Origin of the sequence: Thioalkalivibrio sp. ALJ2 (assembly GCF_000378325.1) — a bacterium.
Classification (GTDB): Bacteria; Pseudomonadota; Gammaproteobacteria; order Ectothiorhodospirales; family Ectothiorhodospiraceae; genus Thioalkalivibrio.
The window spans coordinates 845,865-862,790 of record NZ_KB899554.1 but is presented as its reverse complement, the minus strand read 5'-3'; the positions used below and the strand labels follow the sequence as shown (position 1 = coordinate 862,790).

At 67.0% G+C, this 16,926-nt stretch carries 15 protein-coding genes; 13 read left to right on the top strand and 2 right to left on the bottom strand.

What is annotated here, in order from left to right; translation table 11 throughout:
• Positions 1-18: 18 nt before the first annotated feature.
• Both F468_RS0104065 and F468_RS0104060 read right to left on the bottom strand, forming a co-directional pair.
• Entirely contained in the window at positions 19-462 is a 444-nt protein-coding gene (locus F468_RS0104065) for a low molecular weight protein-tyrosine-phosphatase (RefSeq protein WP_018138353.1), read from the bottom strand.
• Between the two features lie 2 nt (positions 463-464).
• The gene (locus F468_RS0104060) at positions 465-1,595 is read right to left on the bottom strand and encodes a polysaccharide export protein (RefSeq protein ID WP_018138354.1); all 1,131 of its coding nucleotides are present in this window, start codon (positions 1,593-1,595) and stop codon (positions 465-467) included.
• A gap of 390 nt (positions 1,596-1,985) precedes the next feature.
• Here F468_RS0104060 and F468_RS0104055 point away from each other — a divergent pair, with 390 nt between their 5' ends.
• From F468_RS0104055 to F468_RS0103995, 13 genes are all read left to right on the top strand, one after another.
• Entirely contained in the window at positions 1,986-3,011 is a 1,026-nt protein-coding gene (locus tag F468_RS0104055) for an NAD-dependent epimerase (RefSeq protein WP_018994655.1), read from the top strand.
• Positions 3,011-4,846 carry an ABC transporter ATP-binding protein gene (locus tag F468_RS0104050; protein ID WP_018994654.1) on the top strand — a complete coding sequence of 612 codons (1,836 nt, stop codon included), beginning with the start codon at positions 3,011-3,013 and terminating at the stop codon, positions 4,844-4,846. The genes F468_RS0104055 and F468_RS0104050 overlap by 1 nt, the downstream gene beginning before the upstream one ends.
• 34 nt (positions 4,847-4,880) lie before the next feature.
• Positions 4,881-5,966 (top strand): sugar-transfer associated ATP-grasp domain-containing protein, encoded by a 1,086-nt coding sequence (locus F468_RS0104045; protein WP_018993707.1) that lies wholly within the window; start codon positions 4,881-4,883, stop codon positions 5,964-5,966.
• A gap of 26 nt (positions 5,967-5,992) precedes the next feature.
• Positions 5,993-6,712: a hypothetical protein gene (locus tag F468_RS0104040; RefSeq protein ID WP_018994653.1), complete on the top strand. Its 720-nt coding sequence runs from the start codon at positions 5,993-5,995 to the stop codon at positions 6,710-6,712.
• A gap of 12 nt (positions 6,713-6,724) precedes the next feature.
• Complete coding sequence (locus F468_RS0104035) at positions 6,725-8,062, top strand: phenylacetate--CoA ligase family protein (RefSeq protein ID WP_018994652.1); 1,338 nt, start codon at positions 6,725-6,727, stop codon at positions 8,060-8,062.
• Complete coding sequence (locus F468_RS0104030; RefSeq protein WP_018649044.1) at positions 8,059-9,195, top strand: glycosyltransferase; 1,137 nt, start codon at positions 8,059-8,061, stop codon at positions 9,193-9,195. The genes F468_RS0104035 and F468_RS0104030 overlap by 4 nt, the downstream gene beginning before the upstream one ends.
• A complete protein-coding gene (locus F468_RS0104025; protein ID WP_018138746.1) occupies positions 9,192-10,538 on the top strand; it encodes a glycosyltransferase family 39 protein in 1,347 nt (448 codons plus the stop codon). The genes F468_RS0104030 and F468_RS0104025 overlap by 4 nt, the downstream gene beginning before the upstream one ends.
• Positions 10,539-10,612: 74 nt before the next feature.
• Entirely contained in the window at positions 10,613-11,902 is a 1,290-nt protein-coding gene (locus F468_RS0104020; RefSeq protein ID WP_018138747.1) for a nucleotide sugar dehydrogenase, read from the top strand.
• Positions 11,903-12,085: 183 nt separating this feature from the next.
• Complete coding sequence (locus tag F468_RS0104015; RefSeq protein ID WP_018174682.1) at positions 12,086-13,300, top strand: glycosyltransferase family 4 protein; 1,215 nt, start codon at positions 12,086-12,088, stop codon at positions 13,298-13,300.
• On the top strand, positions 13,297-13,947 hold the full coding sequence (locus F468_RS0104010; RefSeq protein ID WP_018138749.1) for a sugar transferase: 651 nt from the start codon (positions 13,297-13,299) through the stop codon (positions 13,945-13,947). Before F468_RS0104015 ends, F468_RS0104010 begins: the two co-directional genes overlap by 4 nt.
• Positions 13,944-14,795, top strand: coding sequence for an aldolase/citrate lyase family protein (locus F468_RS0104005; protein ID WP_018993714.1), 852 nt, complete (start codon positions 13,944-13,946; stop codon positions 14,793-14,795). The genes F468_RS0104010 and F468_RS0104005 overlap by 4 nt, the downstream gene beginning before the upstream one ends.
• Positions 14,786-15,754 carry a D-2-hydroxyacid dehydrogenase gene (locus F468_RS0104000; RefSeq protein ID WP_018138751.1) on the top strand — a complete coding sequence of 323 codons (969 nt, stop codon included), beginning with the start codon at positions 14,786-14,788 and terminating at the stop codon, positions 15,752-15,754. The genes F468_RS0104005 and F468_RS0104000 overlap by 10 nt, the downstream gene beginning before the upstream one ends.
• A gap of 138 nt (positions 15,755-15,892) precedes the next feature.
• Entirely contained in the window at positions 15,893-16,909 is a 1,017-nt protein-coding gene (locus F468_RS0103995) for a glycosyltransferase family 4 protein (RefSeq protein ID WP_018994651.1), read from the top strand.
• Positions 16,910-16,926 lie beyond the last annotated feature (17 nt).

Below are 16,926 nucleotides of genomic sequence, written 5' to 3'. Positions count from 1 at the left end.
ACTTACCTGTGTCGGAGATCATCGGTTCAGCCGCCGTGCCCAGGCATCGGCAGCCTCCACGAGTAGGGCATGAGCCTGCGCAAAGACCTCGGGGCTCTTGCCATAGGGATCGGGAATATCTCGGCCCCGGCCGCCTTCCAGCCAGTGACCAAATCGCATCGTCTTGCCGAGCACTTCGGGGTGGCGCCCGCCGACGGCCTGGCGCTGGCCCTCGCTCATCACCAGTACCAGATCGGCGTGATGCAGCCAGTCCGCCTCGATCTGGCGGGCCTTGTGCGCCGTAACGTCCAGACCGTCGGCCTCGGCCAGGCGCCGTGCCTCGGGGTGGACGCCCTCCCCGACCACCGCCCCAAGGCCCGCGGATTCCACCGAGCGATCGGGCAGGCGCTCGCGCAGCAGTGCCTCGCCCACGGGACTGCGGCAGATATTGCCGGTACAAACCACCAGAATCCGGTTAAACATGGCTAGAAGTCATCCGACAGGCGACGCACGTCGCGCGTGGTACGGGAGGATTGATAAACGGCACTGACCGTGGGCAGCAGCTGGCTGATCACACGATTCCAGCGGCCCAGCGACGTCGTCGTCACATACACGATGTCCAGCGGCTCCAGCTCGAACTCGGCTCCCAGCATCAGCGCTGCGGAATTGCGCGCATCCAGCTGGTAGACGGTCGCAAGCTTGTCGCTCTCCGGTGGCGCACGGCGGATCACGAAGATGCCGCTGGCGTCCGCCCGGTTCTCGTTAAACCCTCCGGCCTGGCTGAGCGCATCCATCAGTGTCAGCTGACCGCGGCCCAGGGGCAGCCGTTGCGGGTCGCCTACCTCGCCCATCACGTAGACCTGCTGGCCGGCGGTATCCGGGACATGCAGCACGTCGCCGTCACGCAGGAGCCGGTTTTGCGACATGTCGCCATAGCGCAGCATGTCGTAGAGCGAGATGACGATCTCCTCGCCTTCCCGCGTGAGGATCACCTCGTGCCAGTTGGCATCGTCGGAAAGCCCACCCGAGTGATGGATCGCATCCAGCACCGTCAGCGGGACATTGGTCACCGGTTGCACACCGGGCTCGCGTACCGAGCCCGTCACCTGGACCTTCTGCGAGTTGAAGGCCGCCACTCGCACCTCGACCTGGGGCTCGTTCACGAAGGTGGCGAGATCGCGCGCAATACGGTCGCGCACCTGCGACACCGTGTACCCCTCGACTTCCACGCGCCCGATATAGGGGTAAAAGATCGTGCCGTCCGGGTGCACGGTATTCCCCGACTCCACTGCCGATCGCTCGCTCCCGGCGGGGATGGTCAACTCGGGGTGCTCGTACACGATGACCGCCAGCACGTCGCCGCGACCGATGCGGTAGTCGTATTCAGCGACGTCCTGTGCCATCTCGTCGCTTACACGGCGAAGGTCCGGCGGGACCGAGCGAGTCTCCTGGGCTCGGATCAGGCCAAAGGTTATGGGCTCGATATCGACCAGGTCCTCCACCGGGGCACTGGAGGTGCGCTCGGCAATGTGCCCGCCAGGGGCCCAGGCACATCCACCCAATGTCACCAGCAGGATCAGTAACAGGACCCAGCGTACGGGGGGAATCACGTTCATGGATCTTCCTCTTTTGCGCATGGCCGCAACGCCCCTGGCGCCCACGGCCGCGTCGTCACCTTGCGATTCATCCTGGCGAGCCCCACCGGGTCCGCCTCAAGCGGGCCGACCATGTCATGAATGGGCCGGATCGTCGTCGAACTGGCGCAAAATATCGGCAGCCAACCCCTTGCGAGCCATGCCGCGATCCGAAACTTACGGGGCTGGTCACAGCTTCGACGGATCGACCTCACGTTTCCCGGAACCGGCGTTGCGGGGCCATTCCGGCCGATGCTTGAATCCATCGCGTTCACCCCATGAACGAGTGACCCGGACCCTCGTCACAACGCCCGCGGGCAAGCGAAACGTCCGGACACACCGGTCCCATCCATCCGACAAGGAAGAGGCGACATGAAAGTCTTGATCACCGGCGCGGCAGGTTTTATCGGCTCCCATCTGGCCCTGCGCCTGCTGGAGCGTGGCGACACCGTGATCGGTGTCGACGACATGAACGACTACTACGACCCGAGCCTGAAGCGGGCCCGGCTGGACCGCATCCGCGCCCTGCCGGCATCCCGCCAGCGCTTCGTGTTCGAACACGAAGACATCGCCGACCGCGCGGCGATGGAGCGGGTGTTTCGCGAGCACCGTCCGGAGCGGGTGGTGAACCTGGCGGCCCAGGCCGGGGTGCGCTATTCGCTGGAGAACCCGGCGGCCTATGTCGACACCAACCTGGTCGGCTTCGGCAACATCCTGGATGGCTGCCGGCACAACGGTGTGGAACACCTGGTCTATGCCAGTTCCAGCTCCGTCTACGGCGCCAACACCACGATGCCGTTCTCGGTGCACGACAACGTCGACCACCCGCTGAGCCTCTACGCCGCGAGCAAGAAGGCCAACGAGCTGATGGCGCATACCTATGCGCATCTGTACCAGCTCCCGGTGACGGGCCTGCGCTTCTTTACCGTCTACGGCCCCTGGGGCCGGCCGGACATGGCGCTGTTCCTGTTCACGAAGAAGATCCTGGCGGGCGAGCCGATCGACGTCTTCAACTACGGCCACCACCGCCGCGACTTCACCTACATCGACGACATCGTCGAGGGCGTGATCCGCACGCTGGATCGTCCGGCGCAGCCCAACCTCGACTGGACCGGCGCCGAGCCCGACTCGGCGACGAGTGCAGCCCCCTATCGGCTGTACAACATCGGGGCCCATCGTCCGGTGGAGTTGATGCACTACATCGAGGTGCTGGAAGACTGCCTGGGCTGCAAGGCGGAGAAGAATCTCCTGCCGCTGCAGCCGGGCGACGTGCCGGACACCTACGCCGACGTCGAGGCGCTGCGCGCCGACACCGGCTATGAACCCACCACCTCGGTCGAGGAGGGCGTCGCCCGCTTCGTCGAGTGGTACCTGGGGTATTACCGGGCGGCCGCCTGATGGGGGTCTACCGCAAAACGCTGCAGCTGCTCACCCCGGCGGAGAAGCGCCGGGGTGGGCTCGTGCTGGGGCTGATGATGATCATGGCGGTACTGGAGACCGCCGGGGTCGCATCGATCATGCCGTTCCTGTCCGTATTGGGTAACCCGGAGCTGGTCAACACCAACCCCGTACTGAACCAGCTCTATAGGGGGCTGGGATTCAACTCGGTGGATCAGTTCATCTTCGCCCTGGGTGCGGCGGCCTTCGCGCTGATCCTGTTCTCGGCGGTGTTTCGCACGCTCACGCACTACGCGATGAACCGCTTTATCGAGATGCGCCGTCACAGCCTTGGCAAGCGCCTGCTGGAGACCTACCTGCGCCAGCCGTATGCGTTCTTCCTGAACCGTCATAGCGGCGACATGGCCAAGAGCATCCTGTCCGAGGTCGACCAGCTGGTGCTGAACGTCTTCCGTCCCGGGATCACGATGATCGCCTACCTGGTCGTAACCATCGCCATCGTGGCACTGCTGATCGTTGTGGATCCGTGGCTCGCGCTGGGGGTCGCGGTCGTGATCGGTGGGGTATACGGGACGATCTTCGTGTTCGTGCGCGGCCTGCTCGGGCGCATCGGCCGTGATCGCTCGCTCGCCAACAAGGAACGCTTCACCGCCGCCGGCGAGGCCCTCGGCGGCATCAAGGACATCAAGCTGCTGGGTCGCGAACACGCATACCTGTCGCGCTTCGATGCCCCCTCCAAGCGCCAGGCCCGGCACCAGGCGACCAACCAGACCATCTCCCAGGTCCCCAAATTCCTGATCGAGGCGATCGGCTTCGGCGGCATCATCGGGCTCACCCTGATCCTGCTGCACACCCAGGGCGGCACCGGTACGGATGCGCTGGGCGAGATCCTGCCGATCCTCGGGCTGTACGCCTTTGCCGGCTACCGCCTGCTGCCGGCCGCGCAGCACATCTACGCGGGCCTGGCGAAGCTTCGCTTCGGCGCCGCCGCCGTGGAGAGCGTGACCGAGGACCTGCGCGAACGCGAGGCCCTGGCGGAACTGCATCGCCGGGCCCCCCAGCCGCTCGTCCCGCAGAAGACCATCGCGCTCAAGGGCATCGACTTCACCTATCCAGGCGGCCACCGCCCCGCTCTGCAGTCCATCAACCTGGAGATCCCGGTCGGTACATCGGTCGGGATCATCGGCACCACCGGCTCCGGCAAGACCACGCTGGTCGATGTCCTGCTGGGCCTGTTGCGCCCGACCGAGGGCGCCATCTCGGTGGATGGCCAGCCGGTCACGGATGCCAACCTGCGCGCCTGGCAGCAGTCCCTGGGCTACGTCCCCCAGGACATCTTCCTGACCGACTCGACCGTGGCCGAGAACATCGCCTTGGGGATTCCCGCCGCGCAGATCGACCACGATCGCGTCGAGCGCTGCGCGCGCATGGCACAGGTGCATGACTTCATCGTTCAGGACATGCCGGAGCAGTACGCCACGATGGTGGGCGAGCGTGGCGTGCGCCTGTCCGGGGGCCAGCGCCAGCGCATCGGGATCGCCCGCGCCCTCTACCACGACCCCGACGTCCTGGTGTTCGACGAGGCCACCAGTGCCCTGGACACCGCAACCGAACGCGCCGTGATGGAGGCGATCGAGTCCCTGTCACGCAGCAAGACCATCATCCTGATCGCGCACCGCCTGAGTACCGTGCGCGCCTGCGATCAGGTCGCCCACCTGGAACGGGGATCGTTCGCCTCCGTTGGCCGCTTCGACGAGCTGGTCACTCACACCGAGGCAGATAACCCCCAGGTCCAGTCCGTCCCCGGCCCCGCGGCCTCCGGCACCCATGGCTGAACCCGCCATGCCGACACCACACGAGGAGTTGCCCGTGACGCACGTTCAATCCCAGCCGCTGCAGATCAAGAACAGCGGCCGCATCGCCCGCACCATTGCGCGCGCGGTCCATCTGCGCCACCTGCAAAAGTCGCGCAAGATCGCCATCCAGTGGCGCGAGAAGCTGATCCGCGCCCACGGCGAGTCCGCGGTCACGCGCCCGGTCCTGCAGCGGATCAAGCGCTATGCGACCGACACCTACGGGAGCGAGTCCTGGTGGCCGTGGCTGGCCGCCTACACCGAGGTGCGGCGCGAGTTTGTCGAGGGATGGATCGGCGACGACTACTACACCGAGTCCCTGAACCCGCTCTGGAACCGGCAGGACATCCGCCGCCTGAGCGGGCTCAAGACCATGGATTCGCGCCTGTTCCCGGACAGCGTCGTGCCCCCGGTCTTCGTGCGCGTGGGCGGCCAGTACCTGGATGCCCAGGGGACGCCGGAACCACTGGAAACCGCCCTCTCCCGGCTCGAGTCCGGCAAGAGCTATGTGATCAAGCCCGACGAGGGTCGCCAGGGCCTCGGCGTGACCTTCACCACCGCCGAACAGGTGGCCGAAGAACTCGGCAAGGTCCCCGGAAACTGCATCGTGCAGCCCTTGATCGAGCAGCATCCGGATATCGCGCGGATCAACGCCAGCTCGGTCAATACGCTGCGGGTTCTGACCTTCCTCGACCCGGAATCCGGGGAGCTGCGCATCCTGAACCACTTCCTCCGTCTGGGCCGCGAGGGGCAGCGCACCGACAACGTCTCCACCGGTGGCTACTTCGTCGGTGTCGATGGCGAGGGCTGGCTGGACGGCCACCTGCGCGACCCGGTTTGCGTCAGCATCGGCTCGGTCCACCCGGACAGCGGCGTGGACGTGAAGGACTGCCGGATCCCCAACTTCGGGGCGGTACGCGAGCTGTGCCTGAACGCCCATCGCCGCATCCCCTATCTGCGCTTCATTGGCTGGGACGTCTGCATTCAGGCCAACAGCGAGCCCGTAATCCTCGAGTGGAATGCGGAGCAGGTGGCCTGGTCGCGCAACGAGTCCTGCTTCGGACCCTTGCTGCCCTCGGTCCCGCGCGGCTATCCGCGCTGATCCGCCACTGCCATCAGGAGAACGACATGAACACGATCAAACTGCTGTGGACCGGTGGCTGGGACTCCAGCTACCGCCTGCTGGACTTGGCGCTTTATCGCAACCGCAAGGTGCAGCCAATCTACGTGCTGGACCCGCGCCGGAAATCCTATGTGTACGAGCTGCGGGCCATGGCCAATATCCGCGCGGGCATCGAGGCGCGGGCGGAGGCCCGCGGGCGCGTAGCGCCGGTTCGTGTCTATCTGCGCAGCGACATCCTCGAGGACCCGAACATCACTGAGCTCTACCAGCGCCTGGCAAGCGAGGTGCATGTGGGTACCCAGTACGACTGGCTTGCCCGCCTGTGCGAACAGGAAGGCCTGCGTGACCTGGAGCTGTCGCTCACCGGGCACGAGGCCGGCACCGAGTTGCAGGAACGCCTGTTCCGCAACCCGCAGTACGGGGACTTCCGCTTCCGCGAGGACGACTTCGCCTGGGAGCTGTTCCAGTACTACCGCTTCCCGTTGCTGTCGGTCACCAAGGAGGCGATGAAGTACGACGCCGAGGCCAAGGGCTTCCTGCCGCTGCTCGAACAGTCGTGGTTCTGTCATTCGCCGATCCTCGGACAGCCCTGTGGTCACTGCCAGCCCTGCCGCTTCTCGCGCGAGTCGCGACGCACGATCCAGTACTCGCGTCTGGGTCCGTTCCTGGAGCTGGCCCGCCGGGCGCGCTCCAGCCTGCGCTCGACGCGCACCGCCAGCGCCTGAGGCACAACCGTCATGTCCCTGGCCTTTGGTGCCCTCCTCCCCTGGCTCTCCGGCCCGCGCGAATATGCCGCGCTGCGCCGGGCCGAGCGGCTGTCCCTGCCCGCCCTGCAGCGCCTGCAGGCCGAACGGCTCGCGCGCCTGCTGATACAGGCACGCGACGACGTGCCGTACTACCGCGAAATCCTGCCAGATGCGGACACCATCGCCGCTGATCCGCTGGCCACCCTGCTGTCGCTGCCCATCCTCGACAAGGACACCATCCGTCGCGAGGGCGAGCGCCTGTGCGCACAGCGGCCCCGACCCGGGCTGCGGCGCAACACCTCGGGGGGATCCACCGGCGAGCCAGCCACGTTCTACCAGGACACCGCCTATCGCCGCTGGGGCCGCGCCACCAAGGCCCTGTTCGACGGCTGGACCGGCTACCGCCCGGGGCAGCCCAAGGCCGTGCTGTGGGCGGCTTCGCGCGACCTGACCTCACCCCGGGGCACCCGCCGCCTCGCCGAACGGCTGAAGAATCGCACCCTGCTGAACGCCTACCGCATGGACCCGGAGACGATGGATGCGCACCTCGAGCAGTTGCGCGCCGCGCCGCCCAGCCAGTTGCAGATCTACGCGGAGAGTGGCCACGAACTCGCCCGGCACGCCCTGCGCCGGGGGGTCCGTGTGCCGGGTATCGGCAGTGTCCTGAGCTCGGCCGGCACCCTCTTTCCCGATATGCGCGAGACCATCGAGAAGGCATTCGATGCCCCCGTGTTCAACCGCTACGGCTCGCGCGAGGTTGGGGACATCGCCTGCGAATGCGAGCGCCACCGCGGGCTGCACGTGAACCCGCTAACCCAGTACCTGGAGATCCTCGACGACGACGGCCGTCCGACGCCACCCGGGACCCCCGGGCGGGTCGTGGTCACCTCGCTGACGAACCACAGCATGCCCCTGCTGCGCTATGCGATCGGCGACCTGGCCAGCTGGTCCGGCGAGACCTGCGATTGCGGGCGGGAGTGGCCACTGCTGGAGGGGGTATGGGGACGCGTAACCGATCACATCCGCGGCGCCAACGGTGCCGTCGTATTCGGCGGGTGGCTGCGCCAGTTGCTGTACCCGGAAGACTGGATCGGGCAATACCAGTGGGTCCAGCACGCGGCAGATCATATCCGCCTGCGCCTGATCCCCATCGACCGTGCCCCGCAGGGAGAACGCGAACAGCGCCTGCAGGCACGTCTGGCGCCCGAGATCCGCGAGCAACTCGGCGCGGGCACACGCCTGGATATTGATCGTGTAAACGAGATCCCGCCATCGCCCAGCGGCAAGCACCTGCATGTGATCAGCGAGTTGCAGGAGAACCGGCAGTGAAGATCCTGCACGTGATCAACGGGCTCGGCCAGGGCGGCGCGGAGCGCCAGCTGGGCAACCTGCTGCACGCGGCACCGGACGCCGGCGCCGTGTTCGCGCTCAAGGAGCCCGGCGTGATGGCCGGCGACATCCGCGCGCAGGGCATCCCGGTCTATACCGGACGACTGCGCAACCCGCTCTCCACGGGGTGGATTGTCGCCCTGCGCCGCGCGCTGGCCGCCTATCAGCCCGATGGCGTGATGGGCTGGATGTACCACGGCAATCTGGCGGCCTCGCTGACCCGACGCCTCGGGCATCAGGGACCGGTGTTCTGGAACGTGCGCCACTCGGTGCATGACCTGGCGCACGAGAAACGCGGGACCCGCTGGGTGATCCGCAGCGGCGCCTGGCTGTCGCGGTATCCGACCCGCATCGTCTACAACAGCGCAACCGCGGCCGCCCAGCACGAGGCACTGGGATTCTCCGCGGATCGCCGCGTGGTCCTGCCCAACGGCTTTGATCTGGCGCGCTTCCATCCGGCACCGGACGCCGCCCCCGGGCTACGCACCCAACTGGGTATTGGCGCGGATACCTGGCTGCTGGGCATGGTCGGACGCGCTCACCCGATGAAGAACCATGCCGGACTGGTGGCCGCGCTGGCGCATCTGGTCCGGGCTGGAGCCGACGTTCACTGCGTAATGGTAGGCACCGGGGTATCCGCGGATGACAACCCGCTGGCCCGGGCCATCCGCGAACACGGAATGGACCGGCATGTCACGCTGCTGCCGCCCACCCCCGAACCCGAGGCCCTCTACCCGGGCCTGGACCTGCTAGTGCTGCCCTCGCGCTGGGGCGAAGGCTTCCCCAATGTCGTGGGCGAGGCCATGGCCTGCGGCAGACCGGCCGTGGTCACGGATATCGGCGATGCCGCCCGCGTGGTCGGGCCCACCGGCTTTGTCGCCGCAAGCCCCGAGCCGCCGGATCTGGCCGACGCCATTGCCCGGGCCATCGGCCAGGGTCGTGATCGCCTGCGCGAGCTGGGGGACGAGGCGCGCGCACGCATGGAATCGCATTACGCCCTCGAGGCCGTGGCCGCGCGCTACCAGACCCTGTTCCAGGATGCGATGGTCGATACCGCGCCCGTCTCGCCATGAGCTACACCTCGATCCCGTTCACGACGATGGAGCTGCTCCTGTCGGCCAGCTTCCTGATGGTGGTGCTGGTCGCCGTGCTGTGGACCGGGGCAAGACGCGAGGGCTATCTGTGGCCGCTGTTGGCGGCCCTGCTGGCCCGCATCGGGGCAGCCCTGGTACAGCGCTTCCTGTTTCCCCTGCCTCAGGGTGGAGCCGATGCGATCAGCTTCGAGCGCCGGGCCTGGTTCTGGGCCCAGAGTGGCTGCGGCAATCTCGGCGACCACTTCAGCATGGGCAGCTCGTACCTGCACAGCTGGCTGATCGCGAACGTCTACGCATGTGCCGACCGCGCCCCCCTGGCCTTCCAGGCCGTGAACATCGCCCTGGGCATGCTGACGGTCTATCTGATTGCGCGCATCGCCGAGCAGCTCTGGGACCGCCAGGCCGCCGTGCGTGCGGCCTGGATCGCTGCTTTGTTCCCGATCCTGATCGTGAACGCGGCCGTGCCACTACGCGAGGTCTGGTTTACTGCCTTCTTCCTGCTGGGCGTGCTCTGGCTGGTGCGCTGGGTTCAGAGTCAGCGCACCGGTTTCCTGGTGGCTGCCGTCGGGGTACTGCTGGGCGCGGCGGTCGTGCACGGCGCGGCAGTCTTTGCGATCGCGGGCATCGCGGTCGTGCTGGTCGGCTGGTCGATCAAGGAATTCCTGCGCGCATCGGATCTGGGGCATATGCGTCCCGGGCTGATGCTCGGCGGCATGCTGCTCGGCACGGCCGGGGTCCTCGGATTCGTGGTGATGGACGACATGCGCTTCTCGTCGATCGGGCAACTGGGCGACGTGATGGAACAGACCGAGACGCTGGACCAGCGGGCCGAGCGCAGCGCCCGCGGCGGGGCCGCCTACCCGTCCTTTTTGATCCCGTCCAATGACCTCCAGGCACTGGTCCTGACACCAATCCGGGTGGGCTATTTGCTGTTCGGTCCCCCGCTGTGGGAAGTGCGCTCGCCCGTGCATCTGATCGGCATGGTGGAGGGTCTGTTCTATCTGACACTGGTCCTGCTGCTGGCGGTGTATCGCCGCCACTGGTGGCATCGCTCGGATTTTCGCGTGCTGGTCGTCGTGTTCATCGTCCTGGCGATCATCTTCGCCTGGGGCACCAGTAACTTCGGGACCGCCGCCCGTCACCGGGCCAAGTTCCTCGGGATCCTGATTGCCCTGGCGGCGGGCCTGGCCGGGCGCCGCCTGTGGCGCTGGGAACGACTGCGACGCCTTGGCGCCAGTCGCTCGTCAGCCCCGAACAGCACCACGGATCCACCGGAGATTTCCGGCGCGGAACTGCCGCAACCACGGCGTGCCGCGCCCTGATCGGCCGCGCGCGACTCGCGCGCACCCGCCCCGCTCCCGGGGCCATTACCAACATTCACACAGGAGATTGGAAGATGGCGGAATTTGCGGCACCGGACGCCCCGCGTCTGGCCATAATTGGTCTGGGTTATGTCGGCCTGCCTCTGGCAGCCGAGTTCGGACGGGTCCTGCCCACACTGGGCTTCGATATCGATACGGGCCGCGTCGAGGAACTGCGCGGGGGACACGACCGCACACGCGAGGTTTCCCGTGAGGAACTCGCCGCCGCCGAGCATCTGGAACTGACCGCCGATCTGGAGCGACTGCAGGACTGCAACGTGTTCATCGTGACGGTCCCCACACCGATCGATGCCCACCGGCGCCCGGACCTGGGCCCGCTACTGGCGGCCAGCCGCACGGTGGGTCGTGCCCTGAAGCCAGGGGACGTGGTGATCTACGAGTCCACCGTCTACCCCGGCGCGACCGAGGAAGACTGCGCCCCGGTGCTGGCCCGCGAATCCGGCCTGGAGCTGAACCGGGATTTCTTCCTCGGCTACAGCCCGGAGCGGGTCAACCCCGGCGACAAGGAGCATCGCATCCCCGATATCGTCAAGGTCACGTCCGGCTCGACCCCCGAGGTCGCGACCTTCGTCAACGCGCTGTACGCCCGCATCATCCGTGCCGGCACCCATCCGGCCCCCAGCATTCGCGTGGCCGAGGCGGCCAAGGTGATCGAGAACACCCAGCGCGACGTGAATATCGCGCTGATCAACGAACTCGCAATGCTGTTCGAGCGACTCGATCTCGATACCGAGGCCGTGCTGGCCGCGGCCGGGACCAAGTGGAACTTCCTGCCGTTTCGGCCCGGTCTGGTGGGCGGGCACTGCATTGGCGTCGACCCGTACTACCTGACGCACAAGGCACAGGCCGCCAACTACCACCCGGAGATGATCCTTGCCGGACGCCGTACCAATGACGGCATGGGCGGCTACATCGCGGATCGCACGATCAAGGCCATGATCCGCAAGGGGTTCCCGGTCGTAGGCTCGCGCGTCCTGGTGATGGGGCTCGCGTTCAAGGAGAACTGCCCGGATCTGCGCAATACGCGCGTGGTCGACATCATCCATGACCTGCACGGCTACAACGCCGAGGTCGATGTCTGGGACCCCTGGGTGGATACCGCCGAGGCCCGTCACGAGTATGGACTGGACCTGCTGACCGAGTCGCCGAAGCAGGGCGCGTACGATGCCATCATCCTTGCGGTCCCGCACCACGAGTTCGTCGAACTTGGGGCCCAGGGCCTGCAGAGGTTCGGACGCGAGCGCGCGGTGGTCTTCGACGTGAAATCCGTACTCCCGCCCGAGGCGAGTGACCTGCGTCTATAAACCGGCCATCCCCCCTGAGCCGGTCTGCCTTTTCGGGGTGTCTCGCACACTTTGAGCACCCCGAAGCATGGCGATAAATCATTGTCCTGTTTACCTTTTGCACCTATGCACAAGGACTTCCGAGAGGCCTCTCCAGCATAGGCGGAGACCACCCGGCACCCCTCGGGAACAGGAGCAAAAGACATGCAGAACACCGAGCACCGCAGGATGGCCACCACCCTGCGTGGGGACCACCCCCATACAGAACGGGCCGCACGGGAAAGCGAGTCGCGGGAACACAGCGGTATCGATCTCCTGATCGTGGCGGCCAATGCCCGGTCGCTGATCGCCAACCGCGGGGACCTGATCCGCGAGATCCGCCGCCGCGGCCAAACGGTGGCCGCTGCCGTCCCGCGCAAGGACTACCTGCCCGAAGTCGAGGAGCTGGGCATCCCGATCTACCCGTTCGACCTGGGCCGTACCGGTGTGAACCCGATTGAAGACCTGCGCACGACCTTCGCCCTGACCCAACTGATGCGCCGCCTGCGGCCGGAGGCCGTGTTCAGCTATACCGTGAAGCCCGTGGTGTACGGTTCTCTGGCCGCCCGCTGGGCCGGGGTCCCGCGGGTCTACGCGATGATTACCGGTCTCGGGCATGCCTTTACCACCGAGTCCTGGCGCACGCGCATCCTGCGCACGATCAGTTCCGGCCTGTATCGCCAGGCCCTGGCCCGCTGCGATCGCGTGTTCTTCCAGAACCCGGATGACCTCCAGGATTTCCTCGATCGAGGTGTGCTGCCGGATACCGAGCGGGTCGTCCGCATTAACGGCTCCGGGGTGGACGTGGACCGCTTCGCCCAGCATCCCCTTCCCGAAGGCGACCCGCTGTTCCTGTTTGTCGGCCGGCTGCTCACCGAGAAGGGCATCCTCGAGTTCGTGGAGGCCGCGCGCCAGGTTCACACGCAACACCCCAATGCCCGCTTCGTGGTGGTCGGCCCCCATAACCCGGACCTTCCGCACACGATCTCGGCGGAGCAGGTCGAGTCCTGGAAGCGCGAAGGCATCGTCGAGTTCGTCGGCGGCGTGGCCGATGTTCGACCCTGGCTCCAGAAAGCCTCCGCGTTCGTCCTGCCCTCCTACCGCGAAGGCACCCCGCGTTCGGTGCTGGAGGCGATGAGCGTGGGCCGCCCGATCATCACCACCGATGCCCCGGGCTGCCGCGAGACCGTCGTCGACGGCGAGAACGGCCTCCTCGTCCCGCCCCGGACCTCCGCGCCCCTGGCGGATGCCATGCAGAGGCTCCTCGACCACCCTGAGCTGCTGCCCCGCATGGCCCGGGCCTCGCGCGATCGGGTGGAGGCAAAGTACGAGGTGGGGCAGGTCAACCGCGTCATTCTTCGAACGATGGAGCTCGCATGAACGCCACCCTCAAACGCCTGTTCGACATCCTGTCCAGCATGGCGGTGCTGCTCGTGCTGGCCCCGTTGCTGCTGCTGATCGCCATTGCGATTCGCCTCGACAGCTCCGGGCCGACCCTCTTTCGTCAGCGACGCATCGGCTTCAACGGACAGCCGTTTCGGGTACTGAAGTTCCGCACCATGGTGGATCGCGATCCGGACGCGATCGACCAGCACCAGGAACAGGTGGTCAGCACCGGGGTCGACCCGCGCATTACCCGCGTAGGGCGCTGGCTGCGGGCGACCAGTCTCGACGAACTGCCGCAGCTGTGGAACATCCTGCGCGGCGACATGAGCGTGGTCGGTCCCCGCCCGATCCTGCCGGAACAGGTAGAGGTCGTGCCCCCCTCCTACGCCTCCCGGTTTTCGGTGCGTCCCGGCCTGACCGGACTGGCCCAGGTCCGCGGTCGCCGCACGCTGGGCTGGATCCAGCAGCTCGAGGCCGACACCGAATACGCCGCGCAGCACAACCTGCTGTACGACCTGGGGCTCATCATCAAGACGGTCTACGTCGTCCTGACCGGCCAGGGGATCTACGGCGAGGCCGGGATCAACTGGCGTACCTATCGCGATTCGTTGCGTAACCGACAGCAAGGGAACATGGAATGACTTCCACCCTGAAACACATGTTCATTACGGCCTCCGCCGATGTGGCCCGGCAGGCCGAGGCAGCGGGGATCGCACGGATCTTTGTCGACATGGAGACCCGCGGGAAGGCCGAACGCCAGGGCCATCTGGATACCCACAAGGCGCGCCACACGCTCGACGATGTCCGGCGCATCTCCAGCGTGCTCACGAGCGCAGAGCTGATGGTCCGCATCAATCCGCCGGCACCACAAACGCCCTCCGAGGTCCGTCAGGCGATCGAGGCCGGCGCCGACCGGCTGATGCTGCCGATGTTCACCCGCATCGACGAGGTGCAGCATTTTCTCGACGCCGTCGGCGGACAGGTGCCGGTGACCCTGCTGGTCGAGACCCCGCAGGCCCTGATCCGACTGCCGTCCTACCTGCCCCTGCTCGGGCCACAGGACCAGATTCATATCGGCCTGAACGATCTCAGCCTGGCGTCCGGGCTCGATTTCCTGTTCGAACCGCTGGCCGGCGGCATGCTGGAGGTGCCGGCCGCCCTGTGCCGCGAGGCGGGCATCGCGTTCGGGTTCGGGGGTGTCGGCGCGGTGGGCAAGGGCGAGGTCCCGGCCGAGTCCATCCTGGGCGAACACGTGCGCCTTGGGTCCGAATGGGTCATCCTTTCGCGCGCTTTCCGCGAGGTGGTCAGCCAGGAAGACCCGGCCACCGGGACGGCGCGCCTGCGCGGCGAGCTGGAGCGGCTACAGGCCGCGGAACAGCAGTTTCGCGCAGCCCCCGCGGAAGCACTGCTGAAGAACCGCGACGAGGTCCGCACCCGCATCTTCCGGCTGGCGGCCCGCATGCACAATCGGAGCCGTGCATGCGCCTGAGCCACACCCTGTTCCTGCAGAAACCGGAGGTTCTGGAGAAGCAGCAGGACACGATCGAGGCCCGCCTGCAGCAGGCGTTGCCCGGCACCACGCTGACCTTCGCCGGCCAGCCCGAGGCCATACCCGAGGGGCTTGAGGTCGATGCCGTGATCGCCCCCACCCTGCCCTGGCTGCCCGACGCCCTGGACCGCCTGTCGCGCTATGGCTGGGTGCACTTTCTGTCCGCCGGGGTCGAGAAGATCTGGGACATGCCATTCCCCAAGGATGGCCTGCTGATGACCAAGAGCAGTGGCGTCCACGGCGCCCCGATGAGCGAGTATGCGATCGGGGCCATGCTCTATTTCGCCAAGCACTTCGACCGCTTCAACGCACAAAGCCGCGAGAAGCGCTGGGAGCGCTGCTGGCTCGGGGAGCTGACCGGGCGCACCGCCATGGTGCTTGGCATGGGGCATATCGGTACCCAGGTGGCGCGCCGGGCCCGGGCGTTCGACATGCGCGTGATCGGTGTCCAGCGCAACCCGCGCCCCCATGACTGCGCCGACGAGGTCATTGCCCTGGATAGCGTGGAGGACCGCCTGCCGGAGGTGGACGACCTGATCGTATGCCTGCCGCTTACCCGGGACACCCGGCACCGGATCGGCGAAGCCCAGTTCCAGCGGCTCCAGCCGGGGGCCGTGCTGGTGGACATCTCGCGCGGCGGCGTTGTGGATCAGCAGGCGCTGACCCGGGCGCTGGATGCCGGACACCTGCGCGGTGCGGCGGTGGATGTCTTCGAGCAGCAGCCTCTTCCCGCCCAGTCACCGCTGTGGAACCGGGAGAACGTCCTCGTCACACCCCATGTCTCGGGCACCTCGCCGCACTATATGGAACGTGCGCTGGAGATCTTCATCCGCAATGCCCGCGCGATGGCGCAAGGCGAGCCCCCGGTGACCCCGGTCGACCCGGTCGCTGGTTACTAGGTCGGCGGTTACCAGCTCGACGGTTACCAGCCAAGCGCTGGAGTCCCATCTCCCCTTCCCCCACAATGCGCGGCATCCGGCCCGGGGCGGCATCAATCCGATTGCCTGCCCGGGGCCGCCAGCCGGGACCCATGGGGGATGCCTTACGTGATCGAGACCATCGGATTGCTGACCGCCTTCGCGCTGGTGGTGGTAATCACGGGCTGGATTCGCCGCTACGCCCTGGCGCAGCAGCTGGTCGACATCCCCGGCGCACGCAGCTCTCACCAGACCCCCACACCACGCGGTGCCGGCCTGGCACTGGTACTGGTCTTTCTGCTCGGAATCCTGCTCTCCGCCGGGATCGGCTGGGTCGACCTGCCGACCGCCGCCGCCCTGATCGGGGCTGCGGGCGCCGTCGCCTGGGTCGGCTGGCTGGACGACCACGGTCACCTGGCCGCACGCTGGCGACTGCTGGTGCATTTTCTTGCGGCCTCCTGGGGCCTGGCCTGGCTAGGCGGGCTGCCAACGGTGGCGATTGTCGGCGTCCAGATCGATGCCGGCTGGATCGGCCATGTACTCGCGCTTTTCTACGTTGTCTGGCTGCTGAACCTCTACAACTTCATGGACGGCATCGACGGTCTGGCCGGCATTCAGGCGATCACGGCCTGTCTGGCCATGGCCGGCCTGCTCTTTGGGTGGGGGGATGCGCACGCATGGTGGCTGCCGGCGCTGCTGGCCGCGGCAAGTACGGGATTCCTCGTCTGGAACTTTCCGCGGGCGCGGATCTTCATGGGGGATGTCGGGAGTGGCACACTCGGATTGCTGCTGGGTCTGCTGTCGATGCAAGCAGCGGGGCTGGACACGAACTTCCTGGCCGCCTGGCTGATCCTGCTGGGCGTGTTCATTGTCGACGCCACCACGACACTGGCCGTACGCCTGTTTCGGGGAATGCGGGTCTACGAGGCCCATCGCAGCCATGCCTACCAGCATGCCGCCCACCGGTTCGGGTCCCATATCCCGGTGGCCCTGGGTGTCGCCGCGATCAACCTGCTTTGGTTACTCCCCATTGCGGTCCTGGTCGTTGCCAACCAGCTACCGGGTGCCGCCGGTGTCGTGATCGGCTACCTGCCCCTGCTCCTGCTGGCCATCGCCCTGCGCGCCGGACGCGACTGATCCGGGTTTCGCCCAGG

Bases quoted from the DNA above. Each gene is read 5' to 3' on its own strand.
- F468_RS0104025 (WP_018138746.1), top strand. From the start codon at position 9,192: ATGAGCTACACCTCGATCCCGTTCACGACGATGGAGCTGCTCCTGTCG.
- F468_RS0104050 (WP_018994654.1), top strand. From the start codon at position 3,011: ATGGGGGTCTACCGCAAAACGCTGCAGCTGCTCACCCCGGCGGAGAAG.
- F468_RS0104005 (WP_018993714.1), top strand. From the start codon at position 13,944: ATGACTTCCACCCTGAAACACATGTTCATTACGGCCTCCGCCGATGTG.
- F468_RS0103995 (WP_018994651.1), top strand. From the start codon at position 15,893: ATGCCTTACGTGATCGAGACCATCGGATTGCTGACCGCCTTCGCGCTG.
- F468_RS0104040 (WP_018994653.1), top strand. From the start codon at position 5,993: ATGAACACGATCAAACTGCTGTGGACCGGTGGCTGGGACTCCAGCTAC.
- F468_RS0104010 (WP_018138749.1), top strand. From the start codon at position 13,297: ATGAACGCCACCCTCAAACGCCTGTTCGACATCCTGTCCAGCATGGCG.
- F468_RS0104065 (WP_018138353.1), bottom strand. From the start codon at position 462: ATGTTTAACCGGATTCTGGTGGTTTGTACCGGCAATATCTGCCGCAGT.
- F468_RS0104035 (WP_018994652.1), top strand. From the start codon at position 6,725: ATGTCCCTGGCCTTTGGTGCCCTCCTCCCCTGGCTCTCCGGCCCGCGC.
- F468_RS0104020 (WP_018138747.1), top strand. From the start codon at position 10,613: ATGGCGGAATTTGCGGCACCGGACGCCCCGCGTCTGGCCATAATTGGT.
- F468_RS0104055 (WP_018994655.1), top strand. From the start codon at position 1,986: ATGAAAGTCTTGATCACCGGCGCGGCAGGTTTTATCGGCTCCCATCTG.
- F468_RS0104000 (WP_018138751.1), top strand. From the start codon at position 14,786: ATGCGCCTGAGCCACACCCTGTTCCTGCAGAAACCGGAGGTTCTGGAG.
- F468_RS0104015 (WP_018174682.1), top strand. From the start codon at position 12,086: ATGCAGAACACCGAGCACCGCAGGATGGCCACCACCCTGCGTGGGGAC.
- F468_RS0104060 (WP_018138354.1), bottom strand. From the start codon at position 1,595: ATGAACGTGATTCCCCCCGTACGCTGGGTCCTGTTACTGATCCTGCTG.